The sequence below is a fragment of the Pseudonocardia kunmingensis genome, from assembly GCF_006716445.1.
Taxonomy (GTDB): domain Bacteria; phylum Actinomycetota; class Actinomycetes; order Mycobacteriales; family Pseudonocardiaceae; genus Pseudonocardia; species Pseudonocardia kunmingensis.
In genome coordinates, this window is sequence record NZ_VFPA01000003.1 from 937,466 (window position 1) to 962,058 (window position 24,593).

General features: G+C 72.5%; 23 protein-coding genes, 1 tRNA gene and 1 pseudogene. 13 read left to right on the forward strand and 12 right to left on the reverse strand.

Annotated features, from left to right (window positions below; translation table 11 throughout):
• Nucleotides 1-25: 25 nt before the first annotated feature.
• Nucleotides 26-892 carry an LLM class F420-dependent oxidoreductase gene (locus FB558_RS27325; protein ID WP_142058167.1) on the reverse strand — a complete coding sequence of 289 codons (867 nt, stop codon included), beginning with the start codon at nt 890-892 and terminating at the stop codon, nt 26-28.
• 75 nt (nt 893-967) lie between these two features.
• Nucleotides 968-1,699 (reverse strand): B3/B4 domain-containing protein, encoded by a 732-nt coding sequence (locus FB558_RS27330; protein ID WP_170231543.1) that lies wholly within the window; start codon nt 1,697-1,699, stop codon nt 968-970.
• 56 nt (nt 1,700-1,755) lie between these two features.
• On the opposite strand from FB558_RS27330, the gene pdxR reads away from it, so the two are divergent.
• Both pdxR and FB558_RS45790 read left to right on the forward strand, forming a co-directional pair.
• Complete coding sequence (gene pdxR / locus FB558_RS27335; RefSeq protein ID WP_246106775.1) at nt 1,756-3,162, forward strand: MocR-like pyridoxine biosynthesis transcription factor PdxR; 1,407 nt, start codon at nt 1,756-1,758, stop codon at nt 3,160-3,162.
• Between the two features lie 708 nt (nt 3,163-3,870).
• Nucleotides 3,871-3,948: a mycothiol transferase gene (locus tag FB558_RS45790; RefSeq protein WP_246106846.1), complete on the forward strand. Its 78-nt coding sequence runs from the start codon at nt 3,871-3,873 to the stop codon at nt 3,946-3,948.
• Between the two features lie 3 nt (nt 3,949-3,951).
• Here FB558_RS45790 and FB558_RS27350 read toward each other — a convergent pair whose 3' ends face one another.
• From FB558_RS27350 to FB558_RS27365, 4 genes are all read right to left on the reverse strand, one after another.
• Nucleotides 3,952-4,746, reverse strand: coding sequence for an SCO1664 family protein (locus FB558_RS27350; RefSeq protein WP_142059170.1), 795 nt, complete (start codon nt 4,744-4,746; stop codon nt 3,952-3,954).
• 13 nt (nt 4,747-4,759) lie between these two features.
• Nucleotides 4,760-5,326 carry a DUF3090 domain-containing protein gene (locus tag FB558_RS27355; protein ID WP_142058170.1) on the reverse strand — a complete coding sequence of 189 codons (567 nt, stop codon included), beginning with the start codon at nt 5,324-5,326 and terminating at the stop codon, nt 4,760-4,762.
• Between the two features lie 62 nt (nt 5,327-5,388).
• Nucleotides 5,389-6,096, reverse strand: a complete 708-nt coding sequence (locus tag FB558_RS27360; protein WP_142058172.1) for a histidine phosphatase family protein — start codon at nt 6,094-6,096, stop codon at nt 5,389-5,391.
• A 10-nt stretch (nt 6,097-6,106) separates the two neighbouring features.
• Nucleotides 6,107-6,502, reverse strand: a complete 396-nt coding sequence (locus FB558_RS27365) for a winged helix-turn-helix transcriptional regulator (RefSeq protein WP_425468083.1) — start codon at nt 6,500-6,502, stop codon at nt 6,107-6,109.
• A gap of 90 nt (nt 6,503-6,592) precedes the next feature.
• Between FB558_RS27365 and FB558_RS27370 the strand changes: the two genes are divergently transcribed.
• The gene (locus tag FB558_RS27370) at nt 6,593-7,435 is read left to right on the forward strand and encodes an NAD(P)H-binding protein (RefSeq protein WP_142058173.1); all 843 of its coding nucleotides are present in this window, start codon (nt 6,593-6,595) and stop codon (nt 7,433-7,435) included.
• On the opposite strand, the gene FB558_RS27375 is transcribed toward FB558_RS27370, so the two are convergent.
• Nucleotides 7,436-8,257 carry an undecaprenyl-diphosphate phosphatase gene (locus FB558_RS27375; RefSeq protein WP_211366872.1) on the reverse strand — a complete coding sequence of 274 codons (822 nt, stop codon included), beginning with the start codon at nt 8,255-8,257 and terminating at the stop codon, nt 7,436-7,438.
• 50 nt (nt 8,258-8,307) lie between these two features.
• On the opposite strand from FB558_RS27375, the gene FB558_RS27380 reads away from it, so the two are divergent.
• Together FB558_RS27380 and FB558_RS27385 are read left to right on the forward strand one after the other, a co-directional pair.
• Nucleotides 8,308-9,252: an aldo/keto reductase gene (locus FB558_RS27380; protein ID WP_142058177.1), complete on the forward strand. Its 945-nt coding sequence runs from the start codon at nt 8,308-8,310 to the stop codon at nt 9,250-9,252.
• A 124-nt stretch (nt 9,253-9,376) separates the two neighbouring features.
• On the forward strand, nt 9,377-9,616 hold the full coding sequence (locus FB558_RS27385) for a DUF5703 family protein (RefSeq protein ID WP_142058179.1): 240 nt from the start codon (nt 9,377-9,379) through the stop codon (nt 9,614-9,616).
• Nucleotides 9,617-9,620: 4 nt separating this feature from the next.
• Here the strand turns inward: FB558_RS27385 and FB558_RS27390 are convergent, their stop codons facing one another.
• Entirely contained in the window at nt 9,621-10,469 is an 849-nt protein-coding gene (locus tag FB558_RS27390; RefSeq protein ID WP_142058180.1) for a helix-turn-helix domain-containing protein, read from the reverse strand.
• Between the two features lie 101 nt (nt 10,470-10,570).
• On the opposite strand from FB558_RS27390, the gene FB558_RS27395 reads away from it, so the two are divergent.
• On the forward strand, nt 10,571-11,437 hold the full coding sequence (locus FB558_RS27395) for an aldo/keto reductase family oxidoreductase (protein WP_142058182.1): 867 nt from the start codon (nt 10,571-10,573) through the stop codon (nt 11,435-11,437).
• A gap of 848 nt (nt 11,438-12,285) precedes the next feature.
• Here FB558_RS27395 and FB558_RS27400 read toward each other — a convergent pair.
• Both FB558_RS27400 and FB558_RS27405 read right to left on the reverse strand, forming a co-directional pair.
• Complete coding sequence (locus tag FB558_RS27400) at nt 12,286-13,056, reverse strand: SDR family oxidoreductase (RefSeq protein WP_142058184.1); 771 nt, start codon at nt 13,054-13,056, stop codon at nt 12,286-12,288.
• Nucleotides 13,056-14,372 (reverse strand): M20/M25/M40 family metallo-hydrolase, encoded by a 1,317-nt coding sequence (locus FB558_RS27405; protein WP_142058186.1) that lies wholly within the window; start codon nt 14,370-14,372, stop codon nt 13,056-13,058. Before FB558_RS27405 ends, FB558_RS27400 begins: the two co-directional genes overlap by 1 nt.
• Nucleotides 14,373-14,461: 89 nt before the next feature.
• Between FB558_RS27405 and FB558_RS27410 the strand changes: the two genes are divergently transcribed.
• Nucleotides 14,462-14,545, forward strand: a tRNA-Leu gene (locus tag FB558_RS27410).
• Between the two features lie 520 nt (nt 14,546-15,065).
• Here the strand turns inward: FB558_RS27410 and FB558_RS45795 are convergent.
• Nucleotides 15,066-16,184 (reverse strand): annotated as a pseudogene (locus tag FB558_RS45795) (recombinase family protein); the annotation flags it as partial.
• 803 nt (nt 16,185-16,987) lie between these two features.
• Here FB558_RS45795 and FB558_RS27420 point away from each other — a divergent pair.
• Complete coding sequence (locus tag FB558_RS27420) at nt 16,988-17,620, forward strand: hypothetical protein (RefSeq protein WP_142058188.1); 633 nt, start codon at nt 16,988-16,990, stop codon at nt 17,618-17,620.
• 82 nt (nt 17,621-17,702) lie between these two features.
• The gene (locus FB558_RS27425; RefSeq protein ID WP_142058189.1) at nt 17,703-18,629 is read left to right on the forward strand and encodes a hypothetical protein; all 927 of its coding nucleotides are present in this window, start codon (nt 17,703-17,705) and stop codon (nt 18,627-18,629) included.
• 119 nt (nt 18,630-18,748) lie between these two features.
• Here FB558_RS27425 and FB558_RS27430 read toward each other — a convergent pair whose 3' ends face one another.
• A complete protein-coding gene (locus tag FB558_RS27430) occupies nt 18,749-20,011 on the reverse strand; it encodes a trypsin-like peptidase domain-containing protein (RefSeq protein WP_170231544.1) in 1,263 nt (420 codons plus the stop codon).
• 951 nt (nt 20,012-20,962) lie between these two features.
• Here FB558_RS27430 and FB558_RS27435 point away from each other — a divergent pair.
• From FB558_RS27435 to FB558_RS27450, 4 genes are read left to right on the forward strand one after another with little or no spacing between them, the layout of a single operon-like run.
• Nucleotides 20,963-21,460 (forward strand): hypothetical protein, encoded by a 498-nt coding sequence (locus FB558_RS27435; protein WP_142058193.1) that lies wholly within the window; start codon nt 20,963-20,965, stop codon nt 21,458-21,460.
• On the forward strand, nt 21,457-21,726 hold the full coding sequence (locus tag FB558_RS27440; protein WP_142058195.1) for a hypothetical protein: 270 nt from the start codon (nt 21,457-21,459) through the stop codon (nt 21,724-21,726). The genes FB558_RS27435 and FB558_RS27440 overlap by 4 nt, the downstream gene beginning before the upstream one ends.
• Complete coding sequence (locus FB558_RS27445) at nt 21,677-22,957, forward strand: hypothetical protein (RefSeq protein WP_142058197.1); 1,281 nt, start codon at nt 21,677-21,679, stop codon at nt 22,955-22,957. The genes FB558_RS27440 and FB558_RS27445 overlap by 50 nt, the downstream gene beginning before the upstream one ends.
• Nucleotides 22,954-24,447: an SCO6880 family protein gene (locus FB558_RS27450; protein WP_142058199.1), complete on the forward strand. Its 1,494-nt coding sequence runs from the start codon at nt 22,954-22,956 to the stop codon at nt 24,445-24,447. Before FB558_RS27445 ends, FB558_RS27450 begins: the two co-directional genes overlap by 4 nt.
• Nucleotides 24,448-24,593 lie beyond the last annotated feature (146 nt).

Consider the following 24,593-nt stretch of genomic DNA (forward strand, 5'->3'; position numbering starts at 1 on the left):
TCCAAGGTGGGGTGGGGCCGGGGGGTCAGAAGGCCTTCGCTGCGGGGATCACCTCTCGGCCCAGCAGCTCCAGCGGGGTGATCTCCGAGACCCTCGGCACCCAGCCGTGCGCCTCCTGGACGCCCAGCTTCGCCAGCCCCTGCAGCTGCGCCAGCAGCTCGTCGACCTTCTCCCCCTTCTCCCCGGGGTCCAGCGGCACCATGACGGTCTTCTCGATCTCGTCGTAGTCGCGCCCGACGGCTTCGCAGTGCCCACGCAGCACGTCCAGCTTGCGCTCGACGTCCGGGCCGCCGAACAGGTTGCAGGCCTGCGCGTACTGCGCCACCAGCCGCAGCGTCTTGCGCTCACCACCGCCGCCGATGAGGATCGGCGGGGTGCGCAGCGGCTGGGGCCGGTTGAGCGTGCGCTCGAGCCGGTAGTGCGTGCCCTCGTAGGGCTCCTCGCTCTCGCTCCACATCTGCCGCACGATCTGCAGGGTCTCCTCGAGCCGCTCGAACCGCTCGGCGGTGGACGGGAAGGGCAACCCGAGCCCGCGGGCCTCGTCGCCGTTCCACGCCGCCCCGATCCCGAGCATCGCGCGCCCGCCGGACAGGACGTCCAGCGTGCTCACGAGCTTGGCGAGCATCCCGGGCTCCCGGTAGCTCACGGCCGTGACCCAGGCGAGCAGCTCGACGCGGGAGGTGCGGGCGGCGAGGTAGCCGAGCGTCGTGTACGCCTCGAGCATCTCGTGCTCGGGCGGGCCGAGCACGCCGATCTGCCACACGTGGTCCATGACGCTCACGCGCGTGAACCCGGCGTCCTCGGCGGCGACGGCGACCCGCGTCAGGTCCTCGGCGAGCCGGGCCGGACCCGCCGGGAAGGTGAAGTCGGCGATGTGCAGACCGATGTCCACTGGTGTTCCTCCGTGCCTGCTGGTAGGTCGGGTGCGCCTTCGACGCTAGCCCCGCCGACAGGGGCGGGGGGGCCGTCAGCCTGGCCCTGTCGATCCCAGGATCACCCCGGTCGCAGCCGGCTGCCGCGCCGACAACACGTACGTGGTGACGCGCGCGGCGGGCCGGAACCGCGCCAGCAGCGCGACCAGCTCGGCGCGGGCCGCCGCGACGTCGTCCTCGGCGCCGTCGTGCAGCCCCTCGACGATCACCAGCGCCTCGCTGGTGCCGGGTCGGGTCGCGCTCTGCGCGCTCTGCCGCCAGCACCAGCGGCGCGCGCAGGCCACCCCCTCGCGGTCGACGAACACCACCTCGCCGGGCTCCGGCGTGCCGGCCGGGCCGCCACCGAGGTCGGTGAACGGCTCGTCGCCGGTGGCGAACCGGACGGTGACCGGGGCGGCGACGCCGGCGAGGTCCACCACGGCGACCGGCAGCGCGTAGCGGATCGAGACGAGGTTGCCGATGTCGACGAGGGCGTTCACGGACGGCAGCTCGCTCTGGCGGGCCAGCCGCCGCAGCAGCGCCTCCGCGGCGCAGCGGTACTGCGTCGGCTTCGCCCCGAAGCCGGCGAAGGCCCGGCGCCAGGCCGCGATCGAGGGCAGCGCGGCGATCGGCGTGGTCGCGAGGCGCTGCGCGACCTCCGCCTGCGCGGCGCGGTACTGCTCGCCCAGCGCGGCCGGTGCGGCGGCGTCCGGGAGGCCTTCGAGGTGGAGGATGCCGGCGTGGATCGCCGGGTACCGCTCGAGGACGGCGCGGTCGTAACGGAACACGTGCGGGATCTCCTGTCTCCGGTGGGCGCCGCCGACGGTAGGACCAGACTGGTCCCGTGACGGAGACCACCGGAGCCGGAATCGACGGGACCAATTCCGGGTTGCGCATCGAGCTCGCCGACGTCCGGGCCCAGGGCGCCCGCGATCTGACCGGCAGCCTCGCCGAGGCGCTGCGGCAGGCCGTGCGCGGCGGGAGGCTGCCCGCGGGCACCCGGCTGCCGGCGTCCCGGGGCCTGGCCGCGGACCTCGGGGTGTCGCGGGGCGTGGTGGTCCGGGCCTACGAGCAGCTGGTCGCCGAGGGCTACCTGCACGCGCACACCGGACGGGGCACGGTGGTCAGCGAGGTCCACGCGGCGGCGGGCGGGGCGCCGCCACCGGTGCGGCCGTTCGACCCGGGCAACCCCGGCGTGCCGGCGCTGGGCTCGTTCCCGCGCGCGGAGTGGATGCGGGCGCTGGAGACGGCGATGCGCTCCCTGCCCGACGCCGAGCTGGGCTACGGCGACCCGCGCGGCCATCCCCGCCTGCGCCGCGCGCTGGCCGCCTACCTGGGCCGCACCCGCGCCGTCGTGGCGCCGCTGGACCGGATCGTCGTCACCGGGGGCTACGCGCAGGCGGCCCGGCTCGCGGCCGAGGCGCTCGTGCGCCACGGCGTGCCGGCCGTCGGGGTCGAGGACCCCGGCTCGGTCGGGGTGATCGAGACGCTGCGCATCGGCGGGCTCGCCACCACCCCGGTACCGGTGGACGAGCACGGGATCGACGTCGCCGCCCTCGCCGCCACCGACCTGCGCGCGGTGGCGGTGACACCCGCGCACCAGTTCCCGACGGGCGCGGTGCTGGCCCCCGCCCGGCGGACCGCGCTGCTCGACTGGGCCGCGGAGCGCGACGCGGTGGTGTTCGAGGACGACTACGACGCCGAGTACCGCTACGACCGCTCCCCCGTCGGCGCGCTGCAGGGCCTGGCGCCGGACCGCGTCGTCTACGGCGGCAGCATCTCGAAGACCCTCGCCCCCGGCCTGCGGCTCGGCTGGCTCGTCGCGCCCGCCTGGCTGGCCGCGACGCTCACCGAGGTCAAGCACTGGGCCGACATCGCCGAGCCGGTGCTGGACCAGGTCGCGCTCGCGGTCTTCATCGAGAGCGGCGCGCTCGACCGCCACATCCGCCGGATGGCGAGCCTGTACGCGGCCCGGCGGCGCGCGCTCCTGGCCGCCGTCGCCCGGCACCTGCCCGGCTGGGCCGTCACGGGCGTCGCCGCAGGCCTGCACGCGGTCCTGGTGCCGGCACGGCCGCTGCCCGCCGCCGCGCTCGACGCCATGGCCCACGCCCCCGGCGGGCTGCGCGCCACCCCGCTCGCGGCGTACACGCAGGCCGTCGGGCCGCGGCCCGGCCTGGTCGTCGGCTACGGCGCCGTGACGACCGACCGGATCGAGCGCGGCATCGCGGCGATGGCCGACGCAGCTCCGTGACGCCAACCGCTTCACACACCGACTTCCGCGCTCGCACACCGACTGCAGTCGGTGTGCCGAGGCAGGAGTCGGTGTGCGAGCGCGCCGCCGGACCGTCTGGGTGGGCCGGCTGCGCGACGCGTCGGTCGTCGCGGTGGTCGGGGGCGGCCTGACCGGCATCGAGACCGCCGCCGAGCTGGCCGAGACCCGGCCGGAGCTGAAGGTCCGGCTGGTCACCGGCGGGCTCCTCGGCGGCGCCCTGTCGCAGCGCGGGCGACGCCACCTGCAGCGCGCGTTCGCCCGCCTCGGCGTCGACGTCCAGGACCACGCGGGTGCCCCCGCTCGCGGCGGGGGCCGGGTTCGCCGTCGACCGGACGGGGCGGATGCTGGTCGACGCGACCCTGCGTTCGGTCTCGCACCCGGAGGACTATGGCGCCAGCGACGCGGCGGCCGCCCACCGCGCCGGCGGGCAGGAGCTGCGGATGGCCTGCGCCACCGGGGTGCCGGCCGCGTTGCGGGCCGTCGGAGCGATCAGCCACCGGCTGGTGGGCAAGGAACCGCGCCCCCTGCGCTTCCGCTACGTCAACCAGTGCATCAGCCTCGGCCGCCGGGACGGGCTCATCCAGTTCGTCCGCGCCGACGACGAGCCCCGCGAGGCCGTGCTGACCGGCCGCCTCGCCGCGCTGTACAAGGAGGCGATCGTGCGCGGGGCGCTGCAGGCGCAGCGCCATCCGGCAGGAGACGGCCCGGCACGTCGGCCACCTCGACGTCCTGCGGGAGCTCGCCGACGGCGCGGTCGGCGAGTGAGTCTCAGAAGGCCGGCCACGGGATCGCCGGGCCGTAGCCCGACGGCTCGGGGTAGCAGGACGTGTCCAGCAGGTGCTCCACGCGCCGGGCCAGCGTCCGCAGCTCCCGCCGGGTGATGTGCTCGCCCAGCTCGTCGCCGAGCGTGCCACCGAGCGCGGCGCGCAGCCGTTCCAGGTTCTCGACCACGGGACGGGGCAGCGGCTTGCCGACCCAACCCCACAGGACGGTGCGCAGCTTGTCCTCGGTGTGCAGGCACAAGCCGTGGTCCACGCCGTAGACGTTGCCGTCGACGCCTGCGAGGACGTGCCCGCCCTTGCGGTCGGCGTTGTTCGCGACCACGTCGAACGCGGCCATGGCCTGCAGCTCCGGGACGTCGGCGTGCACGAGCACGGCGGCCTCGCCGCGCTCGCCGCGGGCGCGCAGCACCCCGATCCACCCCGGCGGCACGTCCGCGGGTGAGCAGACGTCCACGAGCTCGCGATCCTCGTCCGTGTCCACCCACACCTGCACCATGCCCGGGCCGAACGGCCCGTCGCGCAGCAGCGTGGGCGGCACGACGTGGAACCCGGCCGCCTCGGAGATCAGGTAGGCGCCCACCTCACGACCCGCGAGGGTGCCGTCGGGGAAGTCCCAGAGCGGGCGCTCCCCGCGCACCGGCTTGTAGACGCACTGCGCCTCGAGCCCGTCGAGGGTGATGGCGCCGAAGAGCGTGGCGTTGGAGGCGTCGACCAGCCGTCCGGTGATCTCGATGCGGCCGTGCCGCAGCAGTCCCGGCACGGCCGGGTCGCGAGGGTCCAACACCGCGCTCGCGTCAGTCCTCGACCGGTGACCGCTGGTGGTACCCGTTGAGCCGCACGCACACGTGGCCCTCGGGGTCGAGCGGCTCGGCGCACAGCGGGCACGGCGGCCGTCCCGCGGAGACCACGCGCTCGGCGCGGTCGGCGAACGCCTTCGCCTGCACCGGGGAGAGGAAGACGCGCAGCGCGTCGGGGCCCTCCTCGGCGTCGTCGAGCACGATCGACTCGTCGACCTCCTCCTCGGTGACCGCGAGCAGCTCGACGACGACGGAGCTCGAGTCGGCATCCCAGCCCAGCCCCATCGTGCCGACCCGGAACTCCTCCTCGAGCGGCACGGCCAGCGGGTCGAGATCGGTGCCGGGCTCCTCGTCGGACACCTCGGAGCCGAACCGGCGCGCGACCTCCTGGAGCAGCGCGCTGATCCGGTCGGCCAGCACCGAGACCTGTTGCTTCTCCAGCAGCACGCTCACGGTGCGCGCCGACTCGATGGCCTGGAGGTAGAAGGAGCGGTCGCCGGGCTCGCCGACGGTCCCGGCGACGAAGCGCTCGGGCTGACGGAAGACGTGGATGACGCGTGGCATGGCACTTCCGAGAGTAGTCCGCCGCGGCGCACTCGGCACGTCAGTGCCGTGACGCCCCGGTGTCAGGTACCGGCGTCGCCGCCCAGGACGGCGTCGGAACTGCGGGGAGCGGTCTTGCGACGGCGCTTCTTCGGAGGCGGCGGGATCAGCCCCGCGACGTCGCCGCCCAGGTCGTTGACCCGCGCCACGAACGGGCGGGTCTCGGTGTAGTGCACCACGCTGATCGAGCCCGGGTCGACGACGATGCGCTGGAAGTTGTCCAGGTGGGTGGCCAGCGCGTCGGCCAGCACCGACTTGATCACGTCGCCGTGGCTGCAGGCCAGCCAGACCGCGGCCGGACCGTGCGCCTCGGCGATCCGCGCGCTGTGCCTGCGGACCGCGGCCACCGCACGGGCCTGCATGCCGGCGAGCCCCTCGCCGTCCGGGAACACCGCGGCCGAGGGGTGCGCCTGCACCACCTTCCACAGCGGCTCCTTGACCAGCGCCTTGAGCTCGCTGCCCGTCCACGAGCCGTAGTCGACCTCGGCGAGCTCGGGCTCGCCGACCGGGGCGAGCCCGCGATCGGCGGCCAGCGGCGCCACCGTCTGCTCGCAGCGCAGCATCGGAGAGCAGACGATCTCCGCGATCGGGACACCCGCCAGCCGGCCGACCAGCTTGTCGGCCTGCGCCCGCCCGGTGTCGTCGAGTTCGACGCCCGGGGTGCGGCCGGCGAGCACGCCGGTCGCGTTCGCCGCCGACCGGCCGTGGCGGAGCAGGATCAGGGTCGTCACACCATCGAGCCTACGGACCGACCCGTCCCGTGCCGGACGTCGCACGCTGCTCGTCGTGGACCCGCCGGGCCCGTTCGACCTCGCCGAGGTGGGCCGCGGACCACTCCCCCAGCGACGCGAACACCGGTGCCAGGCTGCGCCCGAGCTCGCTGATCTCGTACTCGACCCGGGGCGGTACCTCCGGGTGGTAGGTGCGCAGGACGAGACCGTCCCGCTCCAGCTGCCGCAACCGCTGGGTCAGCACCTTCGGGCTGATCGTGGCGATGCGCCGCTCGAGCTCCACGAACCGCTGCCGCCCGCGCTCGTGCAGGGTCCAGAGGATGGGCGTGGTCCAGCGGCTGAAGACGATGTCGACCACCGGCGCGATCGGGCAGGCGGCCTCGGGCCCCGCTGTGTCGTCGATCACCGTTCGCCTCCCCGCCGTTGCTTTCCTCTAGGTACCTACTGCATCCACGACAGTAGCTTCCTGCGGGTACCCACCGAGAGGGAGACGAACATGATCGTGGTGACCGGGGCCACCGGGAACGTCGGACGGCCGCTGGTGGCGGCGCTCGCGGCGGCGGGCGAGCAGGTGACGGCCGTGTCGCGGAGGGCGCCGGAGGCACCGCTGCCCGACGGCGTCCGGCACCGCCGGGTCGACCTCACCGACCCCGACGCGCTGCGCGGCGTCCTCGACGGCGCCGACGCCCTGTTCCTGCACGACGGGGGAGCCGGCGACCTGCTGCGTACGCACGACGCGCTCGACGTCGCGAAGTCCGCCGGCGTCCGGCAGGTCGTGCTGCTGTCCTCGCAGGGTGTGCTCACGCGGCCGGAGTCGGAGTCCCACGGTGTGGTGCTCCGCTCCCTCGAGGAGGCCGTCCGCGGGTCGGGCACGGGCTGGACGATCCTGCGCCCCGGCGGATTCGACTCCAACGCGCTCGCCTGGGTCGGAGCGGTGCGCACCCACCGGACGGTCGCGGCCCCCTTCGGCGACGTCGGCCTGCCCACGGTCGACCCCGCCGACGTCGCCGAGGTCGCCGCCGCCGCGCTGACCGGCGACGAGCACCTCGGGCGGGCCTACGTGCTGACCGGACCCGCCCGCTGCACGCCCCGCGAGCAGGCCGCGGCCATCGGCGACGCGCTCGGCGAACCCGTCGCGTTCGTCGAGCTGACCCGGGACCAGGCACTCACCGCGATGCTGCGGTTCATGCCGGAGCCGGTGGCCCGGACGACCCTCGACGTCCTCGGCACGCCCACACCGCTGGAGCAGCAGGTCAGCCCGGACGTCGAGCGCGTGCTCGGTCGGCCGCCGCGCGGTTTCGCCGGCTGGGCCGCGCGCAACGCCGCCGCCTTCCGGTGATCAGGTCGCGCTGAGCCACCCCGCCCCGAGCGCCACGAACAGCAGCGCGCCCAGCGCCACCCGGTACCAGACGAACAGGTAGACGCTGTGGCGCTCGACGTAGCGCAGCAGCCAGGCGATCGCGGCGAACCCGATGGCGAACGCGATGACCGTGGCCACCACCATCTGCGCCCCGGTCGGCCCGTCGCCCGCGAACACGTCGGGGAGCTGGAAGATGCCCGACGCCACGACCGCGGGGATCGCCAGCAGGAACGAGTAGCGCACGGCCGCGGGGCGGGTGAAGCCGAGGAACAGCCCGGCGGTGATCGTGCCGCCGGAGCGGGAGACGCCCGGGATGAGCGCCATGGCCTGCGCGAGGCCGAGCAGGATGCCGTCGGCGGGCTTCATCTGCTGCAGCTCGACCCGCTGGCTGCCCATCCGCTCGGCCAGCCCGAGGAGCAGGCCGAACACCACCAGCGTGGTCGCGATCAGCCACAGGTTGCGGGCGGCGGTCTGGATCTGGTCCTCGAACAGCAGGCCGAGGACGCCGATCGGGATCGTGCCGATGATCACCAGCCACGCGATCCGGTAGTCCGGCGTGGCGCGCACGGCCGCGGAGCGGAAACCCCGCAGCCAGGTCATGAACAGGTGGCCGATGTCACGTGCGAAGTAGACGATCACCGCGGCCTCGGTGCCCAGCTGCGTGACCGCGGTGAACGCGGCACCCGCGTCGCGCCCGAAGAACACCTCCGACACGATCCGCAGGTGCGCCGACGAGGAGATCGGCAGGAACTCCGTCAACCCCTGCACGACTCCGAGAACGATCACTTCCAGCCACGTCACGGCGCGGACCGTACCGAGGCCGCCCGGACGCCCCCACATAGGCTTGCCGCGTGCGGCGGGGACGGGTCGGGAGCAGCGGGCTGGAGGTCTCGCAGATCGGGCTGGGCACCATGACCTGGGGTTCCGGCACCGACGTCGACGGGGCGACCGAGCAGCTCACCGCATTCGTCGACGCAGGCGGCACGCTGGTCGAGACGGCCGACGGCTACAGCGACGGGGCCGCCCAGGAGGTCCTCGGGCAGGTGCTGGCCTCGGCCGTCCCGCGCGAGGACCTCGTGCTCGCCGGCCGGGGCATGCTGCCCGGTGGTCCGCTCGGCGACGGCGCGGCCCGCGGCGCCCTGCTCGCCGGGCTGGACGCCACCCTCGCCCGCCTCGGCACCGACCACCTCGACCTCTGGCAGCTGCCCGGCTTCGACGCGACCGTCCCGCTCGAGGAGACGCTCTCGGCCGTGCAGGTGGCGGTGCTGGCCGGCAAGGCCCGCTACGCGGGACTGGTCGCGCCTGCCGGCTGGCAGCTCGCCACGCTCGCCGAGCGGGGGCGCGCGATCGGCAGCCTCACGGTGCCGGTGTCGGCGCAGGTCGAGTACTCGCTGGTGTGCCGCGACCCGGAGCGCGATCTCCTCCCGGCGGCCACCTACCACGGCATCGGGCTGCTGGCCTGGGCGCCGCTGGGCCGCGGCGTGCTGACCGGCAAGTACGCCGACGGCACGCCGGCGGACTCCCGGGCGGCGTCCGCCGACTTCGCCTCCTACGTCGAGGCCCGCCGCAACGAGCGTTCCGCGCGCATCGTGCAGGCAGTCCTCACCGCAGCCGACGGCCTGGGCACCTCCCCGCTGTCCGTCGCGCTCGCGTGGGTGCGCGACCGGCCCGGCGTCGGCGCGGCGATCGTCGGTGCGCGGGACGCCGCCCAGCTCACGGCGTCGATGGCGGCGGACGCGGTGGACCTCCCGGCCGAGATCAGGGCCGCCCTCGACGACGTCAGCGGGCCGGGCTGACCCCTGGCACCCCGCTGCCGCCGCACCTATCGTGGGTGGCATTCCACCCGGCGTTCACCACGGCGTCAGATGCCGGCGTCCGACGCCGCCGCCCGGTGGTCGCGAGGTGCGAGGAGGTGAGCCGGTGGCGCGGAGCAGGCCGACCGGCGGTGTCGAGGAGGATTCGGTCGACGGGGATTGGGAGTACCGCCCGGTCCAGCTTCCGGGGGACGTGTCCCGGATGACCGCGGCGGTACGACTGGCGATCCAGGCCGAGTTCGGCGGCTGGGAGCTGTCGCGCGTGCGGCTCTACCCGGGAGGGGTCCGCAAGGTCGTGCTGCGCAGGCGGCGCACCTCACGGATGCTGCCGGAGCTGTCCGTCTGAGCCGTCACCGGTCCGACGACGCGCGCGGCTCGGGCTCCTCGACCGCGGCGAGCGAGCCGAGGAGCGCCAGCGACGCGGCGGTCTCGGAGCCCGGCTCCGCGTGGTAGATCACCAGGAGCTGGCCACCCGAGTCACCGATCGGGAGCTTCTCGCGGCGCAGTTCCAGCACCCCGACCTCCGGGTGCCGCATCCGCGTCAGCCCGCCCGCGAGCGGCTTGACGTCGTGGCGCGCCCACAGCCGGCGGAACAGCTCGCTCCCCAGTGACAGCTCGCCCACCAGCTGCGCGAGCCGCGGGTCGTCCACATCGGTGCCGAGCGAGGTGCGGAACGCGGCGACCATGCCGCCGATGTACTGCTCCCAGCCGGGGTGCAGGTCCTGCTCGTCGGCGTCGAGGATCATCGACCGCAGCCGGTTCTCCCCGGGCCGGATCCGCGGCGAGAGCGCCGTCGCGAGCCGGTTCGCGGCGAGCACGTCGAACATCCGGCTCTCGACGAACGCCGGCAGCCCGAGCACGTCGAGCAGCTGCCGGATCCCCGTGGGCACCACCTCGCGACGCGGCCGACGTGCCCGCCCGGGCCGGGCGGCGGAGAGGCCCAGCAGGTACCGGGTGGCGGTGGCGTCGAGCCCGAGCACGCGCGCCAGCGCCTCGAGCACCTGCGACGAGGGGTTGCGGTCGCGTCCCTGCTCGAGCCGCAGGTAGTAGTCCGCGCTGATGCCGGCGAGGGTCGCGACCTCCTCGCGGCGCAGGCCCGGCGTCCGCCGCACGCCGGTGACGCTGAGCCCCACGTCGGCGGGGTCCACGAGCTCCCGGCGGGCCCGCAGGTACTCACCCAGCACGTTCGGCCTGGTCACCGGTCCATCCTAGGTCGCGCGCAGGCTCGGATCCTGGTCCCGCCACCCCCAGGATCACCACGGCGTACCCGTTGCGGGGCCGCGCGCCGAATGATGGAGCCATGGCACCTCAGGAACTCCCCGGCGGCCGCTACCGCGTCGCCGACCTCGACCTCACCCGCGTCGGCTACGGGGCCATGCAGCTCGCCGGGCCCGGCGTCTTCGGGCCGCCGAAGGACCGCGACGCCGCGGTCGCCGTCCTGCGCGAGGCCGTCGAGCGGGGAATCACCCACATCGACACCGCCGACTTCTACGGTCCGCACGTCACCAACGAGATCATCCGCGACGCGCTCTCCCCGTACCCGGACGACCTGCACATCGTCACGAAGGTCGGCGCCCGCCGCGACGAGAACGGCGGCTGGCCGCACGCCCGCACGCCCGCCGAGCTGCGCGACCAGGTCCACGACAACCTGCGGAACCTGGGGCTGGACGTCCTGGACGTGGTGAACCTGCGCGTCGGCGGCCTCGAGGCACCCGAACCCGGCTCGATCGCGGAGCAGTTCGAGGCCCTCGCCGAGCTGCAGCGGCAGGGTCTGATCCGCCACCTCGGCCTCAGCACGGTCTCCGCGGAGCAGCTGGCCGAAGCGCAGTCGATCGCACCCGTCGTCTGCGTGCAGAACCTCTACAACATCGCCCGCCGCGACGACGACGCCCTCGTGGACCTCACCGCGCGGCAGGGGATCGCGTTCGTCCCGTACTTCCCGCTCGGCGGCTTCTCGCCGCTGCAGTCGGACGCACTGGAGGCCGTCGCGAAGCGGCTCGACGCGACGCCGATGGCGGTCGCGCTCGCCTGGCTGCTGCAGCGGTCGGAGAACATCCTGCTGATCCCCGGGACGTCGTCGGTGACGCACCTGCGCGAGAACGTCGCGGGCGCCGGGCTCGCGCTGCCCGCCGACGCGATCGCGGAGCTCGACACGATCGGGCGCTAGCAGCACCAAGATCCTGCGCACGTGCTCCTCGCCGAGGTGATCGCCTGCTGATCATGGCTGGGCGCGTTCCGCGGAACGCGCCCGTGCACGACCCGGTCGACGTCATGGGTCTTCGGCCCGCGTGGTCAGACCCATGGTGTCGATGTGGTCGTGAGAGCTCCTGTGGGCGGGCCGTTCCCGGCTCGAGGCCACCGCCGCCCGCCCCGGCTCCGTCCTCGGCGCAGTCGACCGGTTCCCCGCCCCCGCCCGTCCGCGAGATGGCCGGGTTGGCTCAACTACCGAATGTTGTGGTCGGCCGGGCGGCCGTCCCCGACATGGCCCAGGCCTGTTCCGGACGAGAACGTCGCTGCTGGGTGGGTGCGCACCTGGCGGTGGTCCCGTTCCACCCGGTCCTGGTGATCATCGGACCGGTCCGAGGCCGTCCAGGCGCTCTTGATCGGCGGAAACGGGACATGCGCTGCACGGGTGCGGCTCAGGTCCCTGCTTCGCTGATCAAGGCGGTTCGAAGGGGGTTGGGGAACGGCACGACGGTCTCGTCGTGGACCGGCCGGGGCCAGGTCGGGACGGCCGCCCGGACGACCACGTCACCCGGTAGTTCTGCCAACCGAGCCACCTCGACACGGAGGCGGACGCGGCGACGGGCCGACTGCGGGTGAGGGCTGGGCGCGGGTGGGGCAGCTGGTCTCGAGCCGGGAACAGCGCGCCCACCGCAACCCGCCCGTCAGGAACGAGGAGCGGGGGCGTGCTCACGCACCCCGGTTCGGCCCACGCGCCCGTCGACGGGGTGCGTCGCAGGCGAAGGGGTGCGCGGGCGAGCGCGCCGGTGGCCGCACGCCCGTGGCCGCCGTCTAGTGATCAGACCAATCGACGTCGGGCGGACGCGGCGCGCCCGCCGGACCCGGCACGCCTCGGAAACCGTAGGGCGCCGGCTCCCGCCCGGGCTGCACGAACCAGCACTCCCCCGGCTCGCCGCGCTCGAGCACCGCGTCGATCGCGTCGGCCACGTCCTCGGCGGTGAGCAGCGGGAAGCCGGCGAACCGGTCCTTGGCCCGGGCGAGGAGCGGGGTGTCGGCGAACCCGGGGCAGACGGCGTTGACGCGGATCCCCTCCGGCGCCAGCGTCGGCGCCGCGGACCGGACGTAGCCGACCACGGCGTGCTTGGTCATCGTGTACAGCGCGTCGCCGGGCATCGCGACCAGACCCGCCAGCGAGGCCGTCGCGATCACGGTGCCGCCACCCGCCCGCCGCAGCGCGGGGACGGCGGCGGTGAGCCCGAAGACGACGTGGTCGACGTTCACGCCGACGATGCGCCGGTAGGCCGCGAGATCGAGCTCCTCCACCCCGGACTGCCCGCCGGTGACGCCCGCGTTGAGCAGCACGACGTCCAGCCGGCCGAACGCCTCCTCCGCGGCGGCGACGTGCGCGGGCATCCGCTCCGGGTCGGCGACGTCGCCGCCCAGCGCGAGCCCGCCCAGCTCCTCGACGAGCGCGGCGGCCGCGGCCTCGTCCCGATCGGCGACGGCGACCCGCGCCCCCGCCCCCGCGAGGCGCCGTGCCGCCGCGGCCCCGATGCCCGATGCCCCGCCCGTGACCAGGGCGCCCTTGCCCGTGAGGTCCATCAGCAGGTCCGCAGGAACCGGTCGAGCACCCGGGCGCCGAACTGCAGCGCGTCCACCGGCACGCGCTCGTCGATGCCGTGGAAGAGCGACGCGAAGTCCAGGTCCGGGGGCAGGCGCAGCGGGGCGAAGCCGTAGCACTGCATCCCGAGGTCATGGAACGACTTGGCGTCGGTGCCGCCGGAGAGCATGTACGGCACGGTCTTCGCGCCCGGGTCCTCCTCCCGCAGCGCCGCGGCCATCGCCTCGGTCAGCGCGCCCTCGAACGGCGTCTCGACAGCCGGCAGGTTCTGCACCCACTCGCGCGTGACGTCCGGGCCGAGCAGCTCGTCGACCTCCCGCAGGAACGCCTCCTCCCGGCCCGGCAGCACGCGGCAGTCCACCACGGCCTCGGCCGTCGACGGGATGACGTTGGCCTTGTACCCGGCGGAGAGCATCGTCGGGTTGGCGGTGTCGCGGACCGTGGCCCCGACGATCTTGGAGAGCGGCCCGAGCTTCGCGATCGAGCCCTCCAGGTCGTCCTCGGGGAACTCCAGCCCGGTCAGCGCGGACATCTGCTCGAGGAAGGCGCGCACGGTGTCGGTGAGCACCAGCGGGAACGTATGGTTGCCCAGCCTGGCGACCGCCTCGGCCATGTGGGTGACGGCGTTGTCGTCGTGGAGCATCGAGCCGTGTCCCGGCCGGCCGCGGGCCCGCAGCCGCATCCACGCGATCCCCTTCTCGGCGGCCTCGATGAGGTAGACCCGCTGGTCCTCGCCGAAGGTGAGCGAGAAGCCGCCCACCTCCCCGACGGCCTCGGTGCAGCCCTCGAACAGGTCAGGGCGGTGCTTCACCAGCCACTGCGCGCCGTAGGAGCCACCCGCCTCCTCGTCGGCGACGAAGGCGAACACGATGTCCCGCGGCGGCACCACCCCGTCGCGCTTGAACTGCCGGGCGACGGCCAGCGTCATGCCGACCATGTCCTTCATGTCGACCGCGCCGCGGCCCCACACGTAGCCGTCCTGCACCGCCCCGGAGAACGGGTGCACCGACCACTCCGACGCGTCGGCCGGCACCACGTCGAGGTGGCCGTGCACCAGCAGCGCCCCGCGTGACGGGTCGGCCCCGGCCAGCCGGCAGACGACGTTCGACCGCCCGGGTGCCCCCGACTCGAGCACCTCCACCTCGTACCCGACCTCCGTGAGCTTCCCCGCCACGTACTCGGCGGCCTCCCGCTCCCCGGTCGTGGTCTCGAGATCACCCGTGTTCGTCGTGTCGATCCGGATGAGCTCTGAGGTCAGTTCGACGACCTCGTCCTCGGCTGCTCGTGGCGTGCTCACGCGGATCTTCCTACCATCGGAGGTCCGGTCGCGGGGGGCTGGAGCGCGTGGTCTATCCTCATCTGCACGCGGTCCGAGCGGCCGCGGATGTCCGAGTGGCGGAATGGCAGACGCGCTAGCTTGAGGTGCTAGTCCCCGAGTAGGGGGTGGGGGTTCAAGTCCCCCCTCGGACACAAACCCTTGCCCCACGTGGTCGAGGGATGCTTCAGCTCTCACGATCCGAGGGCCGGGTCGGTACGTGAGCCGTAGCCCGAGCTGCTTGTAGACCTCAGCCTTGTCCGCGGGGTCGGCCCGAGCAAGCACGCCGCGGATCCCGCTGACGGACTCAGCGAGATCGCGGATCTGCTGACGCGACAGCCGCCCGGACGTTCGCTCAGGACGGCGCTGCTGCGTCTCTGCCTCTGCCTCGGCGCGCCGAGCCTGAACCTCGGCGATCCACCCGGCGACCAGGACGGGGTCCGTCCCCGCATCCAACGCGTCGCGGTACCGCGCGATCTTTCGATCACAATCGGCGATAATGCCGGCCGCAGACGCCCGGGCCCGGTCGAGGTCGCCGGCAGGCTGCGCGTCGTACATCGCCTCGATGGACTCAGTCAGCCGATGCGGAGCGAACGCAAGCATCAGCCACTCGTCAAGCGGCGGCAGGACATCCCGCTCACGGAGGTAGACGTTGCGCGGGTGCGTCACCCGGTTGGCAAGCGCGTACTCGTCGGGAAACCGGCACCGGTAGTGGGCGTGGCCGTGGTTCCACTGTCCTTGCATCCGACGCCCGCACACTCCGCAGAACACCAGTCCGCGCAGCACGTACGACCGCGAGACGTTGATCAGCTGCCGGCTCCGACCCCGACCCGCCGCAGCGAAAATCTGCTGCGCGCGTTCGAAGGTCGCGACGTCAACGATCGCTTCATGCGTCGTCTCGGCCGACCACACCCATGACCCCGGCTCGTTCCAACGCATCTTCGTGACGTGACCCAGGCCGACGTCGTCGACATCGAGCAGGACCTCATCCTTGCGCTGCTTGTTCCAGACCTGCCGCCCCGTGTAGCGCGGGTTGATGATGATCGCTCGCACGGCAGACTTCGCCCACGCGACGCCGCAACGATGGGCGTTGCGTCCGGGGTCTCGGGCAGACGGTGACTTGATCCCGTCCCGAGTCAGACCCTCGGCAATCGCGTAGTAGCCCACGCCGGAGATGTACTCCGCAAAGATCCTGCGGACGACGGGTGCCGTCTCCGGATCGGGGTCGAGCTGCCGCAGCTGTCGACCCTCGGCCGCCTTCGCCGGGTTGGGGTGCGGCCCGCAGTCCTTGAGCCGATAGCCGTACGGCGGGCGGCCACCGAGGAACCGGCCTTCGATCTCTGCCTGCGATCGCATCGCCGCGCGAACGCGAATCTTGATCCGATTACGCTCACCCTTCGACATACCGGCGAACACCGACATGACCAAGTCATGGGCCTCGGAATCCGGGTCGATAGCGCCACCTACCTCCGGAACCCACAACGTGATGCCGTAGTGCTGCAGGACGGGGAAGGTGAGGCCGAACTGGTTGCCGCAGAACGCGCGCTGCGGCTCGCCGATGACAACGGCCTCGAAATCCGGACCGGCTTTGATCGCCGCGAGCAGCCGAGTGGCCTCAGGCCTGCGCTTCCACGGGATCGAGCGAGACTGGCCGATGTCGAAGAACTGCTCGGTGATGACACCTTGCTTGTCGACCAGCGCTCGGGCGCGGCTCAGCTGCCAGTTCCGCGACGCCTCCGGATCCTGGTTGTCCTCGGTCGACACCCGCCCGTAGAACGCGAACCTGACCGGCATCGCCTCACCCCGCTCGCTCGCACGTCTGGTGCAGCTTCCGCAGGAGCGCGAGGAGCGCTCGAGCCGCGCCGGGCGTCAGTACGGGAGGGTCAGCCGGAACGTCGACTCGGATCCCCGCACCGCCGCGGGCAGAAGCCTCTGCGACAGTAGCGGGCGGTCGAGCCGCGGCGTCGCAATCCGGCGAGTGCTGTGGACAGCCCGCCGAGATGTCGCGGTCTCTCGATGCTCGCCCCATGCCCCCGCCTCCTCGTCGTCACGTAAGGCGTGACGGTGAGCGGAGTGGACGACGGAGACGTGGTCCGCATCGAGCCACGCGGCCGCCGCGAAGACGGCCACGCACGAGCAGCGCCGCTGGTAGGCGGCGTGGTCAGGGTGCGTGGTCGCGGTCAGGCCTCCCGCCCTGCTGTCCCTCCGCACCGGGCGGTTCGCCGTGGTCGTGGCGTCGGTCGACGGATCGACTGCTTGGTGGTCGCGCCGTAGCCGCAACGGACCCCGGAACCGCAAGGACTCCTGATCGCTGGATCTGCCCGCGGCCCAGTCGTGAAGCAGCACTCCGAAGCACATGGTCGTGACCTCGTCCGCCCTTCCATCACGGACGAGCCGTGCTGGCATGATCTTCTGCCCGCGGTGACAGGCTGGACCGCGCACACGGCGCGCATGGCGAGCTGCTCGACAACCAGCCGATAGCGCTGCCTTGCCGGTGACGGACGGCGCCTGTCCGCAGTCGCCAATCGGTGACAGGTCGGAACTGTCAGGGGTGTCTGCCACGCTTCGTGGTCATCGTCACGAATAGGGAGGCGCCCGTGCGCGTCGACTACAGGGCCGCGTGGGTGCCCTTCGATCCCGACAACGGCCAGACCCCGGCGTTGCTCGAGCTCGCCGTCCACTGGATCGAGCAGGAATGCGCCGCGCAGGGAACGCGCGGCGTGCTGATCGTGCCGAGGAAGCCGATCAGCGACTACCCGCAGCCGATCCAGAAGTTCGCGACACGTCACGAGGGCACGAGTCGACGTGGCAGCGCCCCTCGCCGCATGGCGCCAGGGCCGGTGCTGGCGCACAGCTTGTTGCTCGACGATCTCGACTACGCCGAACACCTGGCTCGCGGCTCGTCGCTGTGCGCGACCGAGTGGCCGGACGTGCCGCTGGTGGGGTGGGCGGCGGCGCGCGGCGCGCTGAATCTTGTGACCGGCGAGGTCACTCCGCAGCCCGCCGACGACGTAGTGGTTCTGCTCGACCATCTGCACTTTGCCGGGAACAACGGCTGGTCCGACGGGCCCGGCAAGCGCGACGCCGAACGGCTGCTCCACGAACTGCAGGCCGCAGCCCCCGACCTCGACGCCAAGTACGTGGCGAGCTACCAGTTCGGCTTGGGCAACGTCTCCGCCGATTCGGTGAAGCGCCTGCTCACGCTCGCAAGCAAGGTGACCATGCGGTGACTGGGTGCCACACTCTGCGCGCATCGAGTTCTTACTGCGGGTTTTGGTTCCGTCCGCCGGGCAATGCTGGGAGGCAGCCGGCGTGAGTCTCCAGGAAGAGGAGGTGCCCGGCCCGGACGTGGGTAGCGAACCAGAGGCACCCGACGTCCACGAGTCCATCCTCGGGCTGCTGATCGAGTCCTACGGTCTATTGGGCCAAGCCTGGCGGGACGCACTGGCCGTGCAGGAATGCGCCGATGACGCTCCCTGGAACACCTGCCGCGAGCTGACCGACATGGGTGGGCCTGGTGACACCATCATCTCTTTCGGTGAGAACGCCGCCGTGCTCTCCGGTCAAGCAGTTCGGCAGCACATCGGCATTCTGACGAGGGCCTATGGTTCCGATCCCGAGGTGCCGGACGGTGGGCCCGAGGCGCACCGGTGGCCGCACGCCGCCGTATACGCGCCTGCTCGCGCCATCGCCGAGGGCACCGCGCTGGTCGGCTGGCTACTCGATCCCGGACCGGGTCGGGCCGAGCGGGTTCAACGGGCGGCGCGCTTCGCGCTGTGGTCGTCGCCGGGCCACTGGACGGACATCATCGAAACCGCGGGTCTGACCGTGGGTGTGGACGACAACGGCACTCCCATGCTGGCAAGCGGAGAGGGTGCGCGGCCGTTGTCGCCGGGAGCCCTGGTCAAGGCTGTGCACGGGGGCCGAGCGCAGAGCAAGAACAGCAAGTGGAGCAAGCTGCTCCACAATGATCCGGGGCTGCTGGCGCCGCTGGCATCGATTCGGTTCGATCGCGGGGGCGCGCACATCGGATCGCAGATTCGCGAGGATCAGCACCTCGCACTCGCTCTCGATCTGACCGAGCTGATCAGAAGAGCGGGAGCGCGGCAAACAGCGTACTGGGGGCGGAGTGCCGGGTCGCTTCCAGAGGCGTGCGACCGGGTTCGGGACAGCATCAGCCCAGTGCTTCCCGATGTGGAGCTGTACGTCCAGGTTCGCGCGAGAGCCTTATTCGAGTAACGGGCGTCCTCTCGTGGGGCGCGAAGACCACGACCGTGCGGGGACCTGCCGCGTCCGACTGGCCAAGGTACCTGACGGCGCCTTGACCAGCCGGATCGTGCATCCAGTCGATGGAGGTGTCAGGCGCCCGCCGCCGCCCTCCCTTCGTTGGTCGTCGCGCGCGTGGAGCGCTTGAGGACCCACCCGACCAAGCCGCCGCCGAGGGCGACTCCTCCGAGGCCCGAGAGGAGATAGGGCCAGGGCCAACCGGCCAACGTTCCCGGCGCCGCCCTGTCGGTGGGCACAACCGCCGCGGTGACCCGTCCCGTGGATGCGGCGGGCGCGCTCGATGGCGCCGCCTCGGGCCGTGCCGCTTCCGGTTGCGGCGCCTCGAATGGCGCTTCTTGTCCGAGGAACTCGCGCAGCATGCCGGTGTCGGTGATGACGTTGAAGTTCTGCCCGAAGAACGGGATGGTCATCTGGCTATTGATCCCGTAGACCTCTCCGCGGGAGTTCACGGTGGGCCCGCCGGACATGCCCTGGTCGAAGTCCGCGCTGACCTGGTGCACGGCGACGCCCTGCCGGAACTGCCGGGCGATGATCGTGCCGCTGGTGCTCGCCGGCTGGAGCCGGGAGTCTTGCAGGACGTCCGCCGGGGCCTTGCCGCCACTCAGCAGACCGGGGATGTCGATGCCGTCGGTCTCGCTGATGTTCAGGCCCGGGAATCCTATGGAGGTCACCGGCTCACCGAGCTGGGGCGCATTCGGCGCGATCGCGAGGGGCTTGGCCGGTGGCAGGCCGTGCACCTCGAGCTTGGCGGTGTCGCCCTCTTCGGCGGACCGGAAGCTGTGCACCCGCACGATGACCGGCGAGGTGAGGACCGCGCCCGGAAGCTCCCGCGGTTGGAACGCCCACACGGTGCGCTGCGGTTCGGGGAGTCCGGGATCCAGCGGAAGCGGCCATCCGGTCTCCGGGTCGACCGGGCCGTCCTGCATGTGCATGGCCAGCCGGCCTTCCTTCGTATCGACGCAGTGTCCGGCGGTGACGATCGTGGTCGGCGTGTCGAACCAGCCGGTGCAGATCGACATGACCGGAAGCTCGGGCGGTGCCGCCGGGTCCTGGGGCTCTGTGACGACAGGGATTGCGAACGGGTCGATCGGCTCTTCCCAGATCGTGACGAGCCCCACGATCGACTGCTGGAGCGACTCCAGCTGCGCCGAGTCGATGAATGTGTTCAGCGCGGCCGGCGGGGGTTGGATCGCCGCAGGACCAGGTGCCGATGTGGCCGACGGCGCCGCGGTTTCCGATGGACTCGCTGCCCCTGGCTCGGACTGCCCGGTGTTGGGTGAGGGCGTCACGGGCGGCGGTGGCACGGCGGCCGCCGATGCGCCGGAGATGCTCACTCCCAGGCAGATGGTGATCAGGGCGATACTCGCGACTCGCAGCCAGCGTGTGGACGACGCCGCTGCCGGAACAACTCGCATTAATTCCCTCCTACCTCGTCGAGAAAGGCCCTGCCCAGGAGGAGCGGCGCTTTGCCACGGTGACCAACCTGAGCGAGGTGGTTCATCCATGTGCAGCTCGTCAACCAAGGGCGTCAGCTGCGACCGCGATGCGCGGCTCGCCATTCGTGCCCAGCTGCGGGTCTCGCTTGAACACCGACGGAGAGTGGCACAGTGACCACCCATCTCGTTGGCGATTGGTGGAATTGGGAGGCTGGCACTCACTCTGAGCCATCCGCGCGGAGGCAGGTCCGCTGCCGACGTCCGCGACGCGCCTGAGGCTCGTTCAGGAGCTCGAGCGCGACGGAGCTCCTACCCCTCAGGTGAGCTGCGGTCCGCTCGCACCGCCGCGACGCTCGATGCGGTGGGTGCGGGCTGCTGTGGATCGAGGCACGGGATCGGTGATCCGCGTGCCACCGTCGGCGCGGATTCGGCACAACGCACGGCCATCGCGGTGCGACCAGTTGGGAAGCGGACCGTCGGCGACCCGCCAGTAGCCCGGGGGCTCGGCTCGCACCGGACGCCGGCAGACCGGGCAGCACAGGTTCTCCACGGGCTGCCACCGGCGCTCCTCACGACCGGACGGACCGGGAATCACCACGCGGCGGATCGTCACGAAGGCCTCCTCGATTGACCGGCGCCGACCGTGCTCCGCGGGCGTGGCCGGGCCGTGCCGCGCCGCGTGGTCATCTCGCCATTCCTGGTTGACCACGCGGGAGCCACGCATCGGTAGCGCCTGGCTCGGACGCTCCCCCCGTGACGAAGGGAGGTGCGACGGTGACGACGGACGGTGCAGGGGCAGCCCGGGCGTGGGCGGCGCGACGCGGACCGTCTGCGTCGCGGCGAGGCCGGTTGTCGGTCGCAGGGGTCGCGGGTGGGGTTGGTGCGACCACGGTCGCCACCGCGATCGGCGCCATCGATCGTGGGGTGTTCGTCGGTCGTCCGGTCGACGTCCTGGTGTGCCGGGCGACCGGCGACTCGCTGGTCCGCGCCGGACGCGCTGCTCAGCTCGTCGCCGCATCGGGCGGCCGCAAGCCGGTGCTCGCCGTGACCGCGGCGGACGCGTCGGGGCCGAGCCGCCCGATGACCGCGCGGCTGCGATTGCTGGAACCGCATGCCACTGCAGTAATCGTGCTGCCGTTCGTACGCCGCTGGCGCGAACTCGCCGTCCCGCTGGACGAGGTTCGCGGCCTGCTGGCTGTACCGCGCACCGAACTGCCCCGCAGCCTGCGCCGCTACGCCCGCGCCGCGCAGGACTTGCGCGACCTGATCGACGGCCGCTCTCCCGCCCCGGCCCGCCCGATTCCCGGGCGGGCCTCTACTCCTCCAACCCTCGGGAGCAACCGATGAAGATTCACATATCCGACGTGCCGAACCCCGATCCCATCGCGCCGCCCGGGCTGGGTGAGCTCGCCGGTGAGCTGCTCGGCTGGCTCAAGTGGGGCGTCATCGTTTCCGGTGTGCTCGGGATCTTCATCTGCGCGCTGATGCTGATCATTGGACGACGCAACCGATCCGCAACTGCGTATGAAGGCCTCGTCGGATCCGCGTGGGTGATCGGCGGGCTTGCACTTGCATCCGTGGCCGCGCTGCTCGTCGGGGCGTTCCAGATATGAAACCCCTCCTCACGCCTACCCCGTCTCAGGGCGCAATGCGCGCTACGTCGCATGCCTCCTGGATCCCGGTCGGCACGGCATCATGACCGCCTTGACGCAACCGGCGCAGCAATGCGGCGCATTCGACCTCAAGTGCCAAGCCGGGGAGGCTATCGGATCCGCGTTCCAGGCGATCGTCGCCGAGGTCGCCCGCGGCGCCGCCGATCTGGTGGTGACCACCTCCACGTGGTGGGTCGAGACCGACAGCATCGATCCCACCGATCCCGCCGTGATCGCCGCTCAGGGCGTCACCCGTCACCTGATCCTGATCATCCTCGTCGGCTCGGTGCTGGTGCAGGCGATCCGGCTCATCCTGTCCCGCAAGGGCGAGCCCCTGGTTATGGTCGTCACCGGGCTCCTCCGCTACGCCGTGGTGTCCGCACTCGGTCTCGTCGTACTGCAGACCGCGCTTCGGGCCGGGGACGCGCTCGCGACCCAGCTGCTCGACGGCGCCGCGAGCAACTTCGCGTTGCTGATGCAGGACGTCCTCGTCAACGGCGGCGGCACCTTCCTGGTGCTGCTGGTCTCGCTGATCGCCGCGGTGCTCTCGCTCGTGCAGTGGGTGCTCATGGCGATGCGCCAGGCCGGGCTGCTGGTACTGGCCGCGATGCTCCCGCTGGCTGCGTCCGGCTCACTGACGCGCTCCACCCGCGGCTGGTTGGACAAGCTGATCGTGTGGCTGATCGCGATGGTCGCCTACAAGCCTGCCGCAGCTTTCATCTACTACATCGGGTTCTCCTACTTGTCCTCACCGGCCGCCAACGAGGCCGGAGAGGTCGGCACGATGATGACCGGGATCATGGTGCTGCTGCTGGCCGTGATCGCGATGCCGGTGCTGCTGAAGTTCTTCGCCTGGTCCGGCACCCAGATCGGCGGCGGAAGTGGCGGCGGGTCCGGGTTCCTCGGCGCGGTGGGCGCGGTCGTGATGTCGCGGGGCCACGGGAGCGGCGCGGTTGACCGTGCCGCTGCGATGGAGGCCGGTGGACCTGGTTCCTATGCGACCTTCGGCAGCCATCCGCCCCCGCCCGGCGCTGCTCCGGCAACCGCATCGGGCCGATCCGCAGGGTCGGGCGCGGCAAGCGCGGGAGCGGCAGGCGGTGCCGCAGCGGCCGCCGGTGTCGCCGGCGCAGCCGCCGTGCGCGCCACGACGCGCGGAATGACCGGCGATCCCAAAGCCGGTGAACAGCGGTGAGCGCCACCGAACCGCGCACCGCGGACCGCGGGCCACGGCTGTACGGGAACTGGCGCGCCGAACGCGGCTGGGGTGTCGGGTCACTGTCGACGGCGGCGACGATCGGCCTGTTCCTCGCCGTGCTGGCTCCGCTGCTCGCGGTATCGGCGTTCCCGGCCGCGACGATCCCCCTGTTGGGTGTCTCAGCCGTCGTCGTTGCCGCGACAGTGGTCCGGGTCGGCGGGGTCAGTCTGACCGACGTCGTCGTCCGACGCGCGCGCTTCCACCGCGCCCAGGCCGCCGGGTGGACGGAGCTGTCGGGCGGCGTCCTCACCGAGCACCCACGCGGCGCCGACCTCCCCGGGGTGCTGGCGCCACTGCGTCCTCTCGACGTCGATGACGGCCGTGGCGGTCGGCACGCTCTGCTGTGGCACCGTCGCACCGGCACGCTCACCGCGGTCCTCCGCTGCTCCCCCATCGGTCTCGACCTCGCCGACCCGGACCGCGCAGACGCCTGGGTTGCAGCGTGGGGCGCCTTGCTGGCCGACCTCGGCTACTTGCCGCTGACGAAGCACATCGCGGTCACCGTCGACACTGCCCCGGCCGGCGGTACGACGGTCCGCGACCACATCGCCGCGGCGCTCGACCCGGCGGCACCCGCCCTGTCCCGACGCATCCTCGACGAGCTGGCCGAACTGACGCCTGCCACCAGCGCGGAGGCAGATACACGTGTGGCTATCTGCCTCGACCCGGCACGGGCACACCCTCGCCCTGCAGATCTGCTCGCCGCCGCGGTCGAGATCGGCCGTCGTCTGCCCGCGATCGAGAACAACTTGGCGGCCTGCGGTGTCGCCGTCCTCTGCCGCGCCACGACCGGCTGGCTCACCGGCCGCATCCGGACGGCGTTCGACCCGCAACTGCGCCCCGACATCGCCCGCCTGAGCGAGTCGGACTCGCTTCTCAGCTGGCGCGACGCCGGCCCGGTCGCCGCCAGCGAACGGTGGGACAGCTACCGCCACGAAGGCGGCCTGTCGGTCACCTGGGCGCTGCGAGAAGCACCCCGGCAGGCGACCGATGCGGGTGTGCTCGCGCCGCTCCTCGCACCGGGCCCGTTCCCTCGGCGCACCACCTGGCTCTACCAGCCCTACCCGGCCGAGCAGGCGGCCACGAAGGTCGAGAACGAGGTGACGTCCGGGCAGGTGCGCCGCGCCTGGGCCGAACGCACCCGCCGCGACGAGACCCAGCGCGAGCGCGATGACCGGGCGCGCGCGCTGCAGTCCGCCCGCGAGGAAGCCCAGGGCGCCGGCGTGGGCCGGTTCACCCTTTACGTCACCACCACCGTGCTGCACGACGACGACCTGCCCGCCGCCGTCGCCGACGTCGAACAGCGGGCCGGCCAGTCGAAGCTGCGGCTGCGCCGACTTCGCGGCGCTCAAGCAGCAGGTTTCGCCGCCGGCCTCGGAATCGGGATCGACCCCGCCGACCTGCTCACCCATCGCCGCAACCGATGAGGGAGACCACGATGGATCACAGCGAACCCATTCCTCGAGCGTGGGGATGGCCGCTTCCCGGCGGCGGCCGGGCCGGTCATGTGGAAGCCGGGAACCGATTCTCCGGCACGACCAGCCAGGTGTGCGGACTGTTTCCCTTCGCCACG

Coding starts and splice junctions, on each gene's coding strand:
- FB558_RS27355 (WP_142058170.1), bottom strand. CDS start 5,326: ATGCCACGCGTCATCCACGTCTTCCGTCAGCCCGAGCGCTTCGTCGCC.
- FB558_RS27370 (WP_142058173.1), top strand. CDS start 6,593: ATGATCGTGGTGACCGGGGCCACCGGGAACGTCGGACGGCCGCTGGTG.
- FB558_RS27395 (WP_142058182.1), top strand. CDS start 10,571: ATGGCACCTCAGGAACTCCCCGGCGGCCGCTACCGCGTCGCCGACCTC.
- FB558_RS27400 (WP_142058184.1), bottom strand. CDS start 13,056: ATGGACCTCACGGGCAAGGGCGCCCTGGTCACGGGCGGGGCATCGGGC.
- FB558_RS27440 (WP_142058195.1), top strand. CDS start 21,457: ATGAAGATTCACATATCCGACGTGCCGAACCCCGATCCCATCGCGCCG.